This is a genomic window from Salinivibrio socompensis S35, assembly GCF_000513715.1.
Classification (GTDB): domain Bacteria; phylum Pseudomonadota; class Gammaproteobacteria; order Enterobacterales; family Vibrionaceae; genus Salinivibrio; species Salinivibrio socompensis.
The window spans coordinates 14065-30452 of record NZ_AQOD01000112.1; the positions used below are offsets into that span (position 1 = coordinate 14065).

The 16388-nt window shown below is 49.2% G+C and carries 10 protein-coding genes and 4 pseudogenes; 6 read left to right on the forward strand and 8 right to left on the reverse strand.

Going from position 1 to position 16388, the window contains the following annotated elements:
* Nucleotides 1-58: 58 nt before the first annotated feature.
* Nucleotides 59-1251: pseudogene (locus DZ54_RS21515) on the forward strand (amino acid aminotransferase).
* Between the two features lie 165 nt (nt 1252-1416).
* Nucleotides 1417-2970 (forward strand): methyl-accepting chemotaxis protein, encoded by a 1554-nt coding sequence (locus DZ54_RS0112505; protein WP_025674436.1) that lies wholly within the window; start codon nt 1417-1419, stop codon nt 2968-2970.
* Between the two features lie 90 nt (nt 2971-3060).
* Here the strand turns inward: DZ54_RS0112505 and folE are convergent, their stop codons facing one another.
* Nucleotides 3061-3720 carry a GTP cyclohydrolase I FolE gene (gene folE, locus DZ54_RS0112510; RefSeq protein ID WP_037354460.1) on the reverse strand — a complete coding sequence of 220 codons (660 nt, stop codon included), beginning with the start codon at nt 3718-3720 and terminating at the stop codon, nt 3061-3063.
* 599 nt (nt 3721-4319) lie between these two features.
* On the opposite strand from folE, the gene DZ54_RS0112515 reads away from it, so the two are divergent.
* Nucleotides 4320-4820, forward strand: coding sequence for an META domain-containing protein (locus tag DZ54_RS0112515; protein WP_081721664.1), 501 nt, complete (start codon nt 4320-4322; stop codon nt 4818-4820).
* Nucleotides 4821-4881: 61 nt separating this feature from the next.
* On the opposite strand, the gene DZ54_RS21520 is transcribed toward DZ54_RS0112515, so the two are convergent.
* From DZ54_RS21520 to DZ54_RS0112525, 3 genes are all read right to left on the reverse strand, one after another.
* Nucleotides 4882-6240: a CHASE domain-containing protein gene (locus DZ54_RS21520; protein WP_338057056.1), complete on the reverse strand. Its 1359-nt coding sequence runs from the start codon at nt 6238-6240 to the stop codon at nt 4882-4884.
* The gene (locus DZ54_RS23635) at nt 6209-6430 is read right to left on the reverse strand and encodes a hypothetical protein (protein WP_051416023.1); all 222 of its coding nucleotides are present in this window, start codon (nt 6428-6430) and stop codon (nt 6209-6211) included. Before DZ54_RS23635 ends, DZ54_RS21520 begins: the two co-directional genes overlap by 32 nt.
* A 229-nt stretch (nt 6431-6659) precedes the next feature.
* On the reverse strand, nt 6660-7337 hold the full coding sequence (locus tag DZ54_RS0112525; RefSeq protein WP_025674442.1) for a hypothetical protein: 678 nt from the start codon (nt 7335-7337) through the stop codon (nt 6660-6662).
* Between the two features lie 164 nt (nt 7338-7501).
* On the opposite strand from DZ54_RS0112525, the gene DZ54_RS23640 reads away from it, so the two are divergent.
* The gene (locus DZ54_RS23640) at nt 7502-7867 is read left to right on the forward strand and encodes a hypothetical protein (protein ID WP_128080527.1); all 366 of its coding nucleotides are present in this window, start codon (nt 7502-7504) and stop codon (nt 7865-7867) included.
* A 30-nt stretch (nt 7868-7897) separates the two neighbouring features.
* Complete coding sequence (locus DZ54_RS21525) at nt 7898-8791, forward strand: GGDEF domain-containing protein (RefSeq protein WP_051416025.1); 894 nt, start codon at nt 7898-7900, stop codon at nt 8789-8791.
* Nucleotides 8792-8886: 95 nt separating this feature from the next.
* Here the strand turns inward: DZ54_RS21525 and DZ54_RS21530 are convergent.
* Nucleotides 8887-10154 (reverse strand): annotated as a pseudogene (locus tag DZ54_RS21530) (MFS transporter).
* A gap of 335 nt (nt 10155-10489) precedes the next feature.
* Here DZ54_RS21530 and DZ54_RS21535 point away from each other — a divergent pair.
* Nucleotides 10490-12581, forward strand: a pseudogene (locus tag DZ54_RS21535) (YgiQ family radical SAM protein).
* Between the two features lie 142 nt (nt 12582-12723).
* Here the strand turns inward: DZ54_RS21535 and DZ54_RS25265 are convergent.
* From DZ54_RS25265 to DZ54_RS21545, 3 genes and pseudogenes are all read right to left on the reverse strand, one after another.
* Complete coding sequence (locus DZ54_RS25265) at nt 12724-12879, reverse strand: hypothetical protein (protein ID WP_164831594.1); 156 nt, start codon at nt 12877-12879, stop codon at nt 12724-12726.
* 68 nt (nt 12880-12947) lie between these two features.
* Nucleotides 12948-16039 (reverse strand): annotated as a pseudogene (gene ydiJ / locus DZ54_RS21540) (D-2-hydroxyglutarate dehydrogenase YdiJ).
* A 120-nt stretch (nt 16040-16159) separates the two neighbouring features.
* The coding region (locus tag DZ54_RS21545; RefSeq protein ID WP_205619397.1) for a hypothetical protein at nt 16160-16388 on the reverse strand (229 nt) is incomplete at its 5' end.

Here is a 16388-nt window from a genome sequence, read left to right on the forward strand (position 1 = left end):
CAGGTTGCAGCCTTTTGTTTGTATTAGCTTTCATTCATCATAACCATGGACGACACCAATGTTTGAGAAAATCTCTGCTGCCCCTGCGGATCCTATCCTGGGGCTAACTGAAGAATTCAAAGCGGACCCACGTGAAGATAAGATCAATCTCGGGGTCGGCGTCTATAAAAACGAGCACGGCGAAACGCCCGTTTTAACATCGGTAAAAAAAGCCGAAGCACTGCTACTCGATAAAGAAAGCACCAAGTCCTATTTGAGCATTCCAGGTACCGCCGAATACGGTCTTGCCGTTCAGCAATTGCTTTTCGGCGAGCATGCGGATGTCATTAAAGACAAACGCGCACAAACCGCCCATTCTCCTGGCGGCACTGGCGCCCTTCGCCTAGCAGGTGAATTTATTAAACGCCATCTTGGCGATGTGACGGTTTGGATCAGTAACCCAACGTGGGCTAACCACAAAGGTGTGTTTACCGCGGCAGGTTTAATACTCGCGGAATACAGCTATTATGACCCGGCCAAAAATGACAAAGATTTTTCAGCGATGGTCGCTGATCTCGAGAAAGCGGCAGCGGGCGATGTCGTGCTACTCCACGGCTGTTGTCATAACCCAACCGGTATTGATCCGACCGAGAAAGAGTGGCAAACCCTGGCCGAGCTCTGCCAACGTAAAGGCTTACTCCCCATGTTTGACTTTGCGTACCAAGGCTTTGCCAAAGGAATAGAAGAAGACGCGGTAGGTTTGCGTATTTTCGCTAATGTCTGCCCAGAGCTACTGATCGCAAGCTCATTTTCGAAAAAGCTTGGCTTATATAACGAACGGTTGGTGCCTTTACTCTGGTCGGCCGTCAAGAGCAAGAAGCGGTCACCGCCTTTAGTCAAGTTAAAAGCATTGCTCGGGTGATTTATTCTAACCCGCCTGCTCATGGCGCGGCCGTGGTGACGGCGATTCTTAATGACCCGACACTCAAAGCAGAATGGTTGCAAGAATTGGCGACGATGCGCGATCGCATCAAAACCATGCGCACGGAATTTGTCAAAGCGCTCAAAGCACAAGGTGTCTCACGTGACTTTAGCTTTATTGAGCAGCAAAACGGCATGTTCTCGTTCTCAGGGCTAAACAAAGACCAAGTCAATGCATTAAAAGCCGAACATGGTGTTTACATTGTGGGTTCAGGTCGGCTGAATGTGGCAGGTATGACGCACGACAATATGGTGCCACTTTGCACTGCCATCGCAAAGGTTTTAGACTAAGCATCGCTGTCTTAAAACTGAAACAAAAGGGCCGCAAGGCCCTTTTTTTTATAGGCGACGTCCAGACATAACAATTTATTAACACTATTATTAATAGCAGGCCAGAAACCACTACACTAAAAATAATCCGGCTTGAATCAACTGTGACCCAAAAAGATAAAAACTATGAGCAATAATGAAGTTGTATTTGGTGACGATGAACGCCTCGTCTCAACGACCGATAAGCGCGGCGTGATTACTTATTGTAACCCGGAATTCATTCGCATTGCGGGTTATGAAAGCGAGGAGATGACGGGGGCGCCACATAACCTTATTCGTCATACCGATATGCCGAAAGCAGCGTTCGCAGATATGTGGCGCAACCTGAAAGCCAATCAACCGTGGCGGGGGATTGTTAAAAACCGCTGCAAAAATGGCGATTATTATTGGGTCGATGCGTACGTCACGCCGATTTATGATCGAGGCCAAGTCACCGGCTATCAATCTGTGCGTGTCAAGCCCAACCCCGAAGTGAAGCACCGTGCGGCGCAGGTTTACCAAAAGCTCTGTGCGGCAGAAAAAGCAGGAAAGTCGTTCAAACACATTTCGATTGCGGACATTCCCACAGGCGTTAAACAGATCATAATGGCCATCGGTTTAGCCGCCGCGCCCATCTCACTGATCTTTGATCGCGTGATTTCTGGATGGGATATTGCCGGCGCCGTTGCGATGCCATTGATCCTAGGTACTATTTTCCGCGATGAGCTTTTTACCCTACCCACGCTGAGCCGCCGTTTTCAAACGGACTACGACAGCATTAGCCGCTATATTTATTCAGGCACGGGGCTCAGTTCGGTGATTGATTATAAGGTGAAGCTGCTTAACGCTCGAATTCGGACCATTCTCGGTCGCATGCTGGACGCTTCCTTGTCTTTGAACCAGTTTTCAGACGAATTAAGCGCCTTGTCGAAACGCGTCTCCGATGCGATTAACAAACAAAGTAATCAAATTTCGTCGATTGCAAGCAATATTGATCATGCCTCGGAATCGGCGAACAAGGTCTCCGACAATGCTCAACAAAGCGTCGAATTGCTCCAGTCTGTGCAGCAGCAAAGCCAAGAAACCGAATCTTTGTTGCAACAGACGGGGGAACAATTAAAAACCCTTTCGCAACAGTCCGAACATTCACTCACTGCGACCCAACAGCTTTCTGCTACCGCTGAGCGCGTGACCGAATCGATGAGCGAAATCAGTGGCATTGCTGAACAAACCAATTTGCTTGCACTAAACGCGGCGATTGAGGCAGCGCGCGCTGGCGAACAGGGCCGAGGATTCGCCGTTGTCGCCGATGAAGTGCGTGCGCTTTCCAGCCGGACGCAAGGTGCCACCGAACAAATACAATCGTCGATACAAGAGATGCACAACACGATTGCACACTGGCAAACGCAAATTCATGAAAGTCATGAACAAACACAGCAATGTGTTGATTCCACCTCAAACAGTATTTCGAGTCTACATGCTGTTGCGACGGCAATCGAAGATGTGGTGGGAAGAACCAATGAGACGCACCATTCTGCACAAGCGCAGCTCAATACATTCACTGACATCAGTCGCGATATACATAGCATTGAATCCGTCTCTCAGCAGAACCTCAGTGAAGTGAATGATGTCTCAGAGGCAAGTGGTCAGCTTCGTGATAAGGTACGCCAGTTTCATGACATTGCTAGGCAGTTTGAATAATACCCATCTAGCTCAGCACAAACGCTGATAGCCTGCTTAAACGTTCAACCTGTTTGACCGCTCAAGGAATAAAAGCGCCATCTGGCGCTTTTATTGGATACCGTGTAAAAACTCTGCGCGTGTCGCCGCATTTTTCTTAAACTGCCCGCCTAACGCCGTCGTGGTCGTTTCACTGTTCGCATCCATCACCCCGCGTGACTTGACGCAATAGTGTGTTGCTTCAATACGCACCGCCACATTGTCCGTTTCCAACAGCGTTTGTAATGCGACTAAAATTTGACGGGTCAGCCGCTCTTGAACCTGAGGACGCTGAGCAAAAAAGCGCACAATACGATTGATCTTGGACAAACCAATCACTTTCTTATCAGGTAAATACGCCACGGTCGCCCGACCGTCAATTGTCACAAGGTGATGCTCACAGGTACTGGTTACCGAAATATTTTTCACCCGGACCATTTCATCACATCCCATTTTGTTATCAATCATGGTCATTTTGGGAAACTGTGTATAATCTAATCCGGAAAAAATCTCATCAACATACATCTTGGCAATGCGCGCCGGTGTTTCCGCCAAACTGTCATCGGTAAGATCTAAGTCGATCGACTGCAAAATTTCACGCATGTGAAACTCGATTTTTTCTTTTCGTTCTTCGGAAGACATCGTTGATGCTGTCGCCGTCATTGGAGTTTCAATCCCACGCGCGAGCAGCGCTTCCTGAACTTTTTTTGCAGCATCGCTTAATGCCATGATGGATTCCTTTAGGTCTGCTTTAAGCCGTTCTTTTATTTACACACTGCAACCACGATCGGATCAGTGTTGTCATTAAATAGAAGCATAACGTTAATATGCCAAAAATACACCTCGCGGAGACTGTGGATTTATCAGCTGGCGTCGGATTGCTCAATCTCGGCGGTTCATTTTTGTCAAGCATCATGAACATTCACTCCACTCGCCTTACTACAGACGCAAAGTTGTTTAAGATCACACCACTTTCTCTACCTCAAACACCATCATACCAATGAAATCAAACTGTCATTTTTATTTGATACCGTCTGCTTATTGTATCGAATAGTTGACGCGTTCCTACCACAGTCGAGAGTTAATATCTAAATCGACAACAGCACTCTCCTGCTTAGCAATCATGCTGGCAAAAGACACCTCTCTGGTGAGGTTATTTCAATAATAATAAGACACGCGATGGTATATCTTGTCCCCTTCTATCGGGGACTTTTTTATCGCCCATCAAAAAAGACATGAGCTTGACATAAAGTCACTTTTTTATTGGCATATTTGTTATTAAGTTAACTACGCTTGAATTAACATCCACCGCTAATGACTAAGGAGTCATTATGAAGAGACACGTATTGATGGCCGTCATGCTCACTGCTGGCGTCACCGCCTGCAGCAGTGGCAATTATGCGAACAATGCCAATAACGAGGTCACGACCTCTGGTGTTGCTCAGCAATGGCAACTCACCATGATTGATCAGCAAGCTATCAGTGCGGAAGGATCCCCAACGTTAAACGTCAATAAGGATATGGAAGTCAACGGCTACACGGGCTGTAACCGTTACTTTGGTCAGGCGGAAATCGACAATAATCGCTTCAAGATTGATCGTATGGCTAGCACCAAAATGGCTTGTGCGGAAAGTTCAATGGCGTTAGAGCAAACCATGAGCCAAGTTCTCGGCCAATGGAGCGATGCAAGCGTGCGCAATAACACATTATTACTTAGTAATGATACGCACACATTAGTCTTCACCCCGGCCAACCAATCGAAAGCAACGGACGATCCGTCACTGAAGAGCCCAGCGGTGAATTCACGCTTCAACAAGGGTGAAAAATACTAAGTCTTTGCTCTAAGGAGCGGTTTTTTATCTTAAAGAGCGGTACTTGGTGCCGCTCTCTTTTTCACGACACCACCATCCAGTGCCAGCCGTTGTCCTTATCCGGTTCTGACTTCACCCGAGTTAAGCCTATTTCACCATAAGCGCATAATCGTGAAGCCGTCATTTCTTTTTGCTCAGTCACTGTTACGCCGCCTACATACACAACAACCCTATTATCAGGCTCCCCCTCAAAAGGTATCTGCAACCGTTTAACCGCGGTAACACATTCTTCCCCTAATCGCGAGGCGCCTTCGGTGCGAGGCAAGATCGCAATAAATTGGCTGCCCGTGTAACGACAGACCAGATCGCCGGGCCGTTTAAGCATTTCATCCAGTATTTGTGCCACTTGACGGATCAATTGGTCACCCGCAATCCGTCCGTATTGGCTGTTATAATTAGATAGATGCTGGATCTCGACCAGCATTAAGCTCAACGGTGCTTGATCACGAACAGCTCGTTGGACTTCACGATCTAACGCTTGTTCAAATTGGGTGCGGTTATATAACCCCGTCAACCCATCACATTTGGTCATTGACTCTAGCCGGCTATTCGCCTCTTTGAGCGCATGCGTTTTTTGTTCGACTTGTACTTGAACACTGTACGCTCGTGACTGCAAGCGATAGAGCAGGTAACAAATCACAAAGAAGATCCCACTGCCGATCAAAAACGTCCACATTGGCATCCAGCTTTGTCTTTGTTGCATGTAACTGATAGTCGGATACCCCACCAACTCCCACTCTCGTCCGGCAAACAAAATCGGCTCGGCTGGCTGTTGTGCCAGCGAATCCTTCATTTGCGCCAATTCAACACGATGGGTATGCAACACTTGGCGATTATTAGGGTCGGTGGTATCAATGAGGGTGTAATTAATACCGTCATTGATCACGGTTTTTATCGCAAGATTGACCAGGGTTTCTACATCGATCACTGCCACTAAAAATCCACGCAAATCCTGCGTATCGTCTCCTCCTAGTTGTTCAGGATCGACGAGAATCGGCATAATGAGCAAAAAGCCACGCACATTACCATACGCCCGCTCAATCGTCGTAGCAGGTGTAGCCACCGGTACACCAGTATTAAAGCTGGTTTTAAGTGCCTGACGTGTGATCGGCGTTGAGCCCAAATCATAACCCATCACAGAGTCTGATTGATTGTTTCCTGATGTAAACCTAAGAGGAAAATACATATCACGACGCGCCGCGGGCTTTAATTGATTTTGAGCGTTCAGCTCCATAATATTGAAGCTTGATAGATCTGGCTGCGCTGCGTTCATGCCCTGCGTGTAATGCCTACGTTGGTGATGCATGACAATATCAACCCACTCGATCGATCTAAACTGGGATGGCGCTTTAATACCCCAGAGGTGAGAAGGCGTGAAAATTGCGGGCGTTTAAGCGGTCGCCCGGCATCAAAGTGTTCTTGACAGCATAGAGCAGTTCAAGACCTAGGTTGACCTCGCGCGCAAGTGCCATCGCCGCATTATTGACATCCTTATGCAGCTCTTTACCAATCGCTTCTTGCTCTCTTTTGATAGAGTAGATGCGCCGTGAATGCGGCAAACCCCACGCCAATAAGCGCCGTTATTATAATGATGCTCCATGCACGCCGAGGCATTATTGCTATCCTTACCGTCTATGATCTACGGGATAAACGAGGGCGTTACCGCCCCCTATCTTGTAAGCATAGTGGGCAAGACCATTAACGATCAATTTTTTAACAAATTATTGATCCGTTACCACGGTTATAGAGAAGAGAACTGCAATCAACATTCTAGATACCATCTGACATGTAAACGGCCACTTACCCCATGACAACCCAGTTTAAGCTGGTAACGGCTGCAAACATCAACAAGACGCCAGTGCTTGTACGCCACAATGTGGGCTTAATTCGCTTCACCAGGTGCCAAATTTGCGCGGCGACCCCCAACAAACCGAACCCTGCTCCGGCGATAAACGCATTAATCTGGCTAGGCGCGACATCTGAATAAGTTAGCGCTGCCGCGCTGGCGACAAACACTATCAATCCCATAAAAGCTATCACACTGACCAACGGCAATAATGTATCAAAAGCCTGCAAACGTGATCGCGCGCGCACCAATAAACCATGTCCCAAGCTTGCACCAAGTAACACCAGTTGTAACGCCCCAGCGGCAACCAGTAATCCACCGTCTGCCATCAGTAGGGTTATCCATGTAACAACGCCCAATAAATTTGCGACATATAACAAAGGAATAGGACCTGACCGACGTGTTTTGCCCGTTTTTGATCGAAACGCAAATATCCCTAACGTTAAAAAGGGTAGGATGGCAAAAAAGCTAGATGGAACCAAGATCAACCAAGCAAAAGCGGGCACCCAAAAAGCATGATGGAAGCGACCTCGCTGACCGGGGCAAATGTCGCCCTTTAAAAGCGCCAACGACAACACAAGTTGCGCCCCGAGAATAGCAGACACGATAGCGGGAACAAGTAACGCGTACATAACAAAAAGCACCTTACGTAAAGCTATAAAAAAGCGTCAATGATTGGATTGATGACCGGAAAAAGTCGAGCCGATCACATTGAATGCACGAAACAGACTTAAAACCGCCGATAAATTGGCATGTTTGTAGGCTTATACCAACCTTTATGACAGATGAAAATAACATGATCGCACAGCGCGATAATAACAAAGTGGCGCAAGCAGCGGGAAGCTTTGCACAATCGGACAAGACAATGGGTGCAATGATGCGTGAGACCTTAGGGCATATTATCTATAAGCTGCAAATATCATTTTTTGAACTATGGAGTGCAAAAAAGCACGCCAACAGTTTTAATAACACACGCAGTGCCTATCTGCGCAGTCGCTTATGTGTGTTGTGTTACGTTTGGGCAGGGCTCACCATAGCTTGGTCTGCCCCTGACTTTTTGTTCCTGTCTGACAAGACTGCCGCCGCGCAACTCTCACTGCAACGCTTGCGTATTAGGCGGGATACTAATAACGATCGGTTATGCCGTAAGCCGAGCCAATAACCTAAAATCGGCTAAACTCGGGCTCGTCGCATGGTGATTGCCACCAACGCCTTTTATTTTTCTGCTAGCCATACACTGCAATTTCCTACCGAAAACACCGCGTTTTCTTATAGCTATACGCTATTGCCGATCATTCAGATAGTCATGCTCACTATCTTTCCGCTCACCATGCGCGAAAGCTTATCACTAATGACAATTACTTTGGCTTGTCATCTATGGGTTGATTCGTTCAGTGGTGCCATGACCAGCCCCGACAATATCGCCTCATACTGGCTACAAACGGTGATTGCTCTCATGGTGGTATGGTCGCAGCTCTCTCAATTGCATATGATTTTGCGTCTTTACCGTCAAGCAACGCTCGATCCGCTCACTGGAATTTATAACCGCCGAATGCTTTTACAACTGGCGATGCGCGCACTCGCCGTGAGCGAGGAAAGACATTCCCCCTTCTCTGTGTTGTTGCTCGATTTAGATAAATTTAAACGCATTAATGACAAATGGGGTCATTACGCTGGCGACGTTGTTTTACAGTCATTTACTCGTACTGTGCAAGAGAGCCTACGAAAATCCGACATCTTTGGTCGTTTTGGGGGCGAAGAGTTCATCGTATTCTTACCTAAATGCAGCGATGAAGTGACCGCACAAATCGCAAATCGTTTACTCGAAGAAGTCGAACGTATGGATGTGCCGATTGATGAAAGCCAGACCCCGCTCAAGGTAACCGCTTCGATTGGTATTTCTACTTTCCAACCAGGCGATACACTTTCATCACTGATTGAACGTGCGGACAGTGCGCTTTACCAAGCCAAAGCCGAAGGACGAAACTGTGTGCGCGCTTATCAACCGGGTAAACAAGCCGACGTTGATGCAAGACAGTCAGTCAGCGGCGATAATATCGACATACCAACCGAAGCTTCACTTTAAACGTATGTTCCAATGCGAAAGCTCGCGCGCTCGGAGGCCCGAACACACATCAACTGCACGGTGAATTCGCAACATAAACGCACCGTGCAGCACGTTCACTCCCAAGGTGGTATCAAGAACTCCCAGGGTGGTATCAAAATCTCGCGCTCATGAGGCCGCTGTTTGCTGATCTCTTTGTCTCGAGCGACTTCGGCTGACCCTCCGAGATAGCCCAAACACCAGCCCAATAAAACCAGTCCCAGTGCTAACGCCGCGATGACCACCCCGAGCCATGCATAATGCTGCCAGGCCGCAATCAGATAAAAGCCGCCGAGACTGCCACCCACATAATAATGCACCAAGTACAACGCGGTTGCCGTTGCTTTGCCTTGGGCAGCTTGGCGACTCACCCACCCATAAGCCAGAGAGTGCGTGAAAAAAGCGCCACCGCTAACCACTAACAACCCAATAATTATCCAAGGTATCCCATGACTTAATGTCACTAATACACCGAGCATCGCCACCAGCGTGCCAAACGCCATCCCTCTGATTGCGCCGTATTTTAGCACCCACCGGCCACTAAGTCGTGACGTGACTGTACCGGCGAGGTAACAAACAAATACCGTTGACACCAAGCTCACCGGTAACTGATAAGGAGGCGCCACGAGTCGAAAGGCGGTGACCGAAAATAAGTTAACAAACAGTGCAAAGTTCACCCCACCAATGAGCATGGCTATCCACAAACTTGGCGTACGTAAATGCGATAGTACGCCACGTGAATGGGTGAGCAACGATGTTTTACCTGGGAAAAACAGCGTTGACGGGGCAGCAACTTGGTCACGATCACCACCCCAAATAGTGAGAACGCCGCCATGGCGAGGACCGCACCATGCCAACCCCACCAATCGGTCATCATGCCACCAGCAACGCGACCAGAAATGCCCCCTAATGAATTGGCACTAATGTAGCTACCCACCGCGATTGCCAGTGCCTTGGGTGAAAACTCTTCGGCCATGTAGGCGACCGCCACGGCCGCAAATCCTCCCAGAGACACGCCCATCAAAGCGCGCAACAGAACAACCACCCAAAATGATGAGGTACTGGCTATCGCAAGCCCAACCAGCGGCAGCATCCACAAGCTGGCCAACATCACCGGTCGACGCCCAATGCGTTCAGAGAGCACCGCCCAAGGCACCAAGGAAAAGGATAACCCGAGCGTTGCCGCCGCAAGTAACCAATTCGCACGCGTCTCACTGATCCCATCACTGGCCGCAAACACTGGCAGCATCGGTTGGAACAAGTAGAGGTTACAAAAAATCAGAAAAGAGCCGAACGCCAGTGCAAATGCGGTCAGCCGATAGCGAGATGAGCCAAGCTCAATCATGACAACCTCATCGTTTAATCCGAGGGCCCTATACTAGCAACGGCAATATGGTTAATAAAATAGATTCACGTTAAGTGATCTCTCCGGCTCACTTATCGACGCCTTACAACCGCGTACACCCGATTTATCCCTATACTCTATGCAGGAATGTCGCTAAAATCGCTGGCCAATTTATCGCCCGCTTTGGCGCATGACTGCAAAACTGCAACTCATTTGCTATCGCGCGAGGCTGACCAAGAGACAACGACGTGACACCGACTGCTATCTACGACTACACCCCTTACTGGGCCGCTTGCTTCGGGCCTGCGCCTTTTTTGCCAACCAGCCGAGAAGAGATGGATATTCTCGGTTGGGATAGCTGTGACATCATCATTGTCACGGGCGATGCCTATGTCGATCATCCCAGTTTTGGTATGGCGGTAATCGGACGTACCTTAGAAGCGCAAGGTTTCCGTGTCGGGATCATTTCGCAACCTAATTGGCACAGTAAAGAAGACTTTATGGCGCTCGGTGAGCCTAATCTTTTTTTTGGTGTCACGGCGGGCAACATGGACTCGATGATCAATCGCTACACGGCAGATCGTAAGCTGCGCCATGATGATGCGTACACCCCCAATAATGAAGGGGGTAAAAGACCGGATCGTGCTGTCTTGGTGTATTCTCAACGTTGTCGAGAAGCCTACAAACAGACACCCATTGTGCTCGGAGGCATTGAAGCAAGTTTACGCCGCTTGGCTCATTACGACTATTGGTCAGACAAAGTTCGTCGCTCTGTGTTGTGTGATGCCAAAGCCGATATCTTGCTATTTGGTAACGCGGAACGTGCATTGATTGAAGTTGCACACCGCTTGTCACGCGGGGATGCATTGACCAATATGACGCGTATCGCGGGCACAGCCGTGATGATGAAGTCACCGCCTGAGGGAATGGCAGAAGTGGATTCAACCCGCATTGATAAGCCGGGTAAGGCCATGACGATGCCTAACCCTTATGCCACTGAGACCCAATGCGAAACCAGCAAAAAAGCGGAACCTGACGCGGCGAAACCGATCAGTATTCGGCCTTCTCGCCACGACGCCAAAAACACCTTTGTTCGCTTGCCCTCGTTTGAAAAACTCAAAAACGACCGGATTTTATATGCGCATGCCAGTCGAGTGATGCATTTAGAAGCGAACCCCTACTCTGCACGTGCCCTCGCGCAACAGCATGGTGACCAATTACTTTGGATTAACCCGCCACCGGTGCCGCTGACCACAGAAGAGATGGATTACGTGTTTGGCTTACCTTACGCCCGCGTGCCACATCCGCAATACGGCCAAGCCAAGATCCCGGCTTACGATATGATTAAAACCTCGGTGAATATCATGCGCGGCTGTTTTGGCGGCTGTTCGTTCTGCTCCATTACCGAGCATGAAGGACCGGATTATTCAAAATCGCTCACAAGCGTCGATCATTGAAGAGCTTAATGATATCCGCGATAAAGTGCCCGGTTTTACCGGTACCATTTCAGATTTAGGTGGACCCACGGCCAACATGTATCGCTTAGGCTGTGCCGATCCAAAAGCTGAGCGAAACTGCCGTCGCCCATCCTGCGTTTTTCCAAAAATTTGTGACAAGCTCAATACCGATCATCGTCATACCATCGACCTCTACCGTAAAGCCCGTCAAGTCGAAGGGATTAAAAAGGTGCTGATCGCATCAGGCGTCCGTTATGACTTAGCGATCGAGTCTCCTGAATATGTCAAAGAGCTGGTCACACACCATGTCGGGGGATACCTCAAAATTGCGCCCGAACACACCGAGAAAAACACCCTCGATCTGATGATGAAGCCTGGCATGGGGGCGTACGATCGATTTAAAGCCTTGTTTGAGAAATACAGCAAAGAAGCGGGCAAAAAGCAGTATTTGATCCCCTACTTTATTGCCGCTCACCCTGGCTGTACCGATGAAGACATGGTGCAACTAGCTTGCTGGCTGAAAGAAAATGACTTTGAGTGCGACCAAGTACAGAATTTTTACCCGTCGCCAATGTGCAACGCCACGGCGATGTATCACTCAGAGACCAATCCGCTCAAAAAAGTGCGTTATAAAAAACGCGAAACGTTGACCGTCGCCAAGGGAGAGCGCCAACGTCGCTTACATAAAGCTTTGTTGCGTTATCACGATCCTGCGAATTGGCCGCTGATCCGTGAGGCGTTGGTCACAATGGGTAAAGGCCATTTGATTGGAAACGGGCCGAAATGCTTGGTCCCCACAGAAGATAGCGTCGCAAAAACAGGCCACCAGCGCCGTTCGGGGCGTCACGGCACCCAGCGCTTTGCTACTAAGCACCCGAAGCAGCCCGATATACGTCAACCTAAGACGCACAAACCGAAAACGCATAAAGAAGCCGGTTCCAAGGCCAACCGTCGAGATAAACGTAGTTAAAATCTGTGGTCAAACGTCACTATAAGGCTAAAGGCTCAAGGACAAAGAACAGAGAATAGAAAGCAAAACGCCCCAACAATGGGGCGTTTCATTATAACGTGTCGGCGTTAAGCAATATGCGCAATGGCAATTGCAGCCTTGGCTAACGGAAAAGCTCTACACCGATGACGCCCAATGCTAGCACGCATGCGACGGCCCCAATGACCCAGGCAATTTTTTTCTGCGTGCCCTCATCTAGGTATTGCGCGGCGGTAATACCGAGTAAAACCAGTAAGATGATAACAACCGTTTTAAGCATTTGTTTGCCTTAGCTTTTAGCTCTTTATTTAACTGTACGCGAAACAACCCAAGGTGCAAGCCTTTAGTTTATACGTTGCCCGAGTGCGCAAGATCAGTGCGCGTATACGCCAGTCGTAACAAAACCTGCAATGGATGCAATAGCTGCGCCTCACTAAAGCGTTTCACTTGGCTACGGCACGAATACCCGGTCGCGACCACTCGCGCTTTAGGTAAGTCAGCCAGTTTAGGTGCCCAACTTAAATCATAGATGGCTTCTGAGGTGTCGCGCTTATCGGCTTCATGGCCATAAGTCCCCGCCATGCCACAGCATCCCACGGAGACGGGTTTAAGCAATGCACCAAAATGGGCAAATAAATCAACCCATTGTTGCTCTGCATAGGGCAATTGCGTTTTCTCCGTGCAATGACCAAATAAATACCAGGCTCAGGCGTATGCTCAGCCTTCGCTGGCAGACTCGGCAACACATTCGTTAACCACTCATGGCTCAGTAGGACGTTAAAATCACCACGATGACGGCCTAGCGCCTCTTGATATTCATCGCGGTAACACAGCACCAAAGCAGGATCGACCCCTACCATCGGAATATTCAGCGCCGCGAGCTGGTTTAAAAAGCCAGCGGTATTACGCGCGGTTTGCGCAAAGCGTCGGAGAAAGCCCTTGACGTGTTGCGCTTTACCGTTGGGGGTAAAAGGAACCAACATCGGCACTTTTCCCAATCGGCGGGACAACTTGATCAAGTCTTGAATCAGTGGCGCTTCATAAAAACTAGTAAACGGGTCCTGCACGATCAATACATAGTTCTCACGTTCTTCCGCAGACAAGGCTTGTAACCATCCTAGATCGAATTTTAGTGCATGATCGTCAGAAAGTGACTGCTTCAGTGTCGGCACCGATAGCGCGGGGGTATCCGTGTAGCCAATCCATTTAGCGGTTATCCCTTGCGCCCATTGCGGTTGGGTTGCGGCATTGACTAACCTAGGCGCTTTAGCCATTAATGGCAGCAAGTTTTCTATATTGGCGACCAGATGATCTTTTACCGGACGCGGATAACGGCTGTAGTACAACTGCATAAACCGGGAACGAAAGCTGGGGACATCGACTTTAATCGGACACTGACTGGCGCACGCTTTACACGCCAGGCAGCCACTCATGGCATCCATCACTTCATGACTAAAATCGTCCACCTCTCTGCGCCGAGTAAAGTAACGCCCAAACTTCGCCATCATTTCACGGACAGAGGGAGATTGCGTCATCAGTGCTTGCTCGACATCCAACGGATCAATACCCTGCTCTGCGAGCAAACGTAACCACTCTCGCACAATCCCTGCCCGGCCTTTGGGCGAGTGGCGGCGGTCATAGCTTACTTTCATTGATGGGCACATGGGCGACGCCGTATCATAGTTAAAGCACAACCCATTACCATTACACTCCATCGCGCCTTTAAAGCTATCCCTGACCTCAACGGGGATCTGACGGTCATAAAAACCGCGCTTGGTATCATCGACGTTCACTAACGTATCGTCGCTATGAATCGGGGTACAAATCTTACCGGGGTTCATCCGGTTTTGCGGGTCAAACGCCGCTTTGACTCGACGTAATTGCGTGAACAAAGTCTCACCAAAAAAGGCGGGCCCGTACTCAGAGCGATAACCTTTACCGTGTTCACCCCACATCAAGCCACCGTATTTCGCCACCAGAGCCACGACCTGATCAGAAATCGTTTTCATCACCCGCTCTTGTTCTGGATCGCACAGATCAAGCGCGGGACGCACATGCAATACCCCGGCATCGACATGGCCAAACATGCCATAGTGCAGATCATGGCTGTCGAGCAACGCGCGGAACTCACTGATAAAGTCCGCCAAGTGTTCCGGCGGCACACAGGTGTCTTCGGTGAAGGCAACAGGTTTGGCCTTGCCTTTCGTCGCCCCCAATAATCCAACCGATTTTTTGCGCATCGCATAGATTTTATTAATCGAGACAAGATCGCGACAGATCTGATAACCAATCACGCCTTTTTGTTGTTGCGCCATCAAATGGTCTAACTGCTCGCACAATGTCGTGATTTGCGCCTCAATCTCGTCCACGTCATTGCCCGCAAACTCGACCATATTAATGCCGTGCATTGTTTTGCCCGGTACATCTTCTAGCAAATCGCTAACGGTATGCCACACAATATCATTACGTGCTAAATCCAACACTTTGGCATCAATGGTTTCAACGGAGAGCGCCTTGGCTTCTACCATCATCGGCGCATTACGCAACGCGGAATCGAAGCTGTCGTATTTAATATTCACCAAAGTGCGTACACTTGGAATGGGCGTAATATTGAGTTTGGCTTCGGCGATGAATGCTAACGACCCCTCAGCCCCACATAACACACGGCCAATATCAAATTCGGTCACCGTGTCGTCATACACATGTTTTAAGTCATAGCCAGTGAGAAATCGGTTGAGTGGTGGAAAGGTCTCGGTGATCAGATCACGATGTTCACGACATACGGACGACACGGTTTCTAGCGCTCGACCGGTTAAATCATCGCGTGCTATTGCTTGCTTGAGCGGCTCAGGGGTAAGCGGTTGGGTTTCCAGTACACTGCCATCAATCAATACGGCTTTTAAGCCCAGCACATGATCCGACGTTTTGCCGTAACGTAACGACCCTTGTCCCGATGCATCGGTATTGATCATTCCCCCGATAGTAGCGCGATTACTGGTCGATAAATCCGGTGAGAAAAAGTAGCCATACGGACGCAATACATCATTGAGCTGATCTTTAATCACCCCGGCTTGGACGCGCACCCAGCCTTGTTCAGGATTGATCTCTAACACCTGATTCATGTGACGGGAGACATCCACCACCACATGCTTGGTCAATGACTGGCCGTTGGTCCCGGTGCCGCCACCGCGTGGCGAAAATTTAATATCACTGAAAGATGGCGCTTGCACGGTCTGCCCGAGAAGCTGTAGATCATACGCGGAAGCGGGAAAGAGAACGGCTTGAGGCAGTGCTTGATAAACACTGTTGTCCGTCGCTACCGCCAGACGGCTTGCGTAGGTCGATTCGATATCGCCCTGAAACCCCGCGTCTTGCAAAGCGGTAATAAAATCAACGACGGCGGACGACAAGCCCGCCTGTGGGTGTATTGCCGGTATCATTGCTGTTCCTGTGCGCAGTATCACCATGCCTGGTGCAATTTTTGTTGTGCAGTTACTTTACCTTAACTCTTGGCACAGCCAAAGCGATCACCAGGTAAATCCTTACCGAGTCAATCCTTATCACCATTCACGACAGCCAAGCCGGGTGTTCGACCATTTCGCAAGCTCTGGGCTCGCGATCAAGACCCAAGGCCCTAAACTCCACGCTGCCATGGATACAACGATCAATACAATCCAACTCATTCCCGTCATCTGCACCACGCCCCAAGCGGCTAGAAGCAGCCCAGCGACACCCAAAAAAATCCAGACTAAGGTCAATAGTTTTCCCATCATGCTCGCGGCCGGTTTA

Bases quoted from the DNA above. Each gene is read 5' to 3' on its own strand.
- DZ54_RS0112525 (WP_025674442.1), bottom strand. From the start codon at position 7,337: ATGTACGCGTTACTTGTTCCCGCTATCGTGTCTGCTATTCTCGGGGCG.
- DZ54_RS0112515 (WP_081721664.1), top strand. From the start codon at position 4,320: ATGAAGAGACACGTATTGATGGCCGTCATGCTCACTGCTGGCGTCACC.
- DZ54_RS21525 (WP_051416025.1), top strand. From the start codon at position 7,898: ATGGTGATTGCCACCAACGCCTTTTATTTTTCTGCTAGCCATACACTG.
- DZ54_RS0112505 (WP_025674436.1), top strand. From the start codon at position 1,417: ATGAGCAATAATGAAGTTGTATTTGGTGACGATGAACGCCTCGTCTCA.
- DZ54_RS25265 (WP_164831594.1), bottom strand. From the start codon at position 12,879: ATGCTTAAAACGGTTGTTATCATCTTACTGGTTTTACTCGGTATTACC.
- DZ54_RS23640 (WP_128080527.1), top strand. From the start codon at position 7,502: ATGATCGCACAGCGCGATAATAACAAAGTGGCGCAAGCAGCGGGAAGC.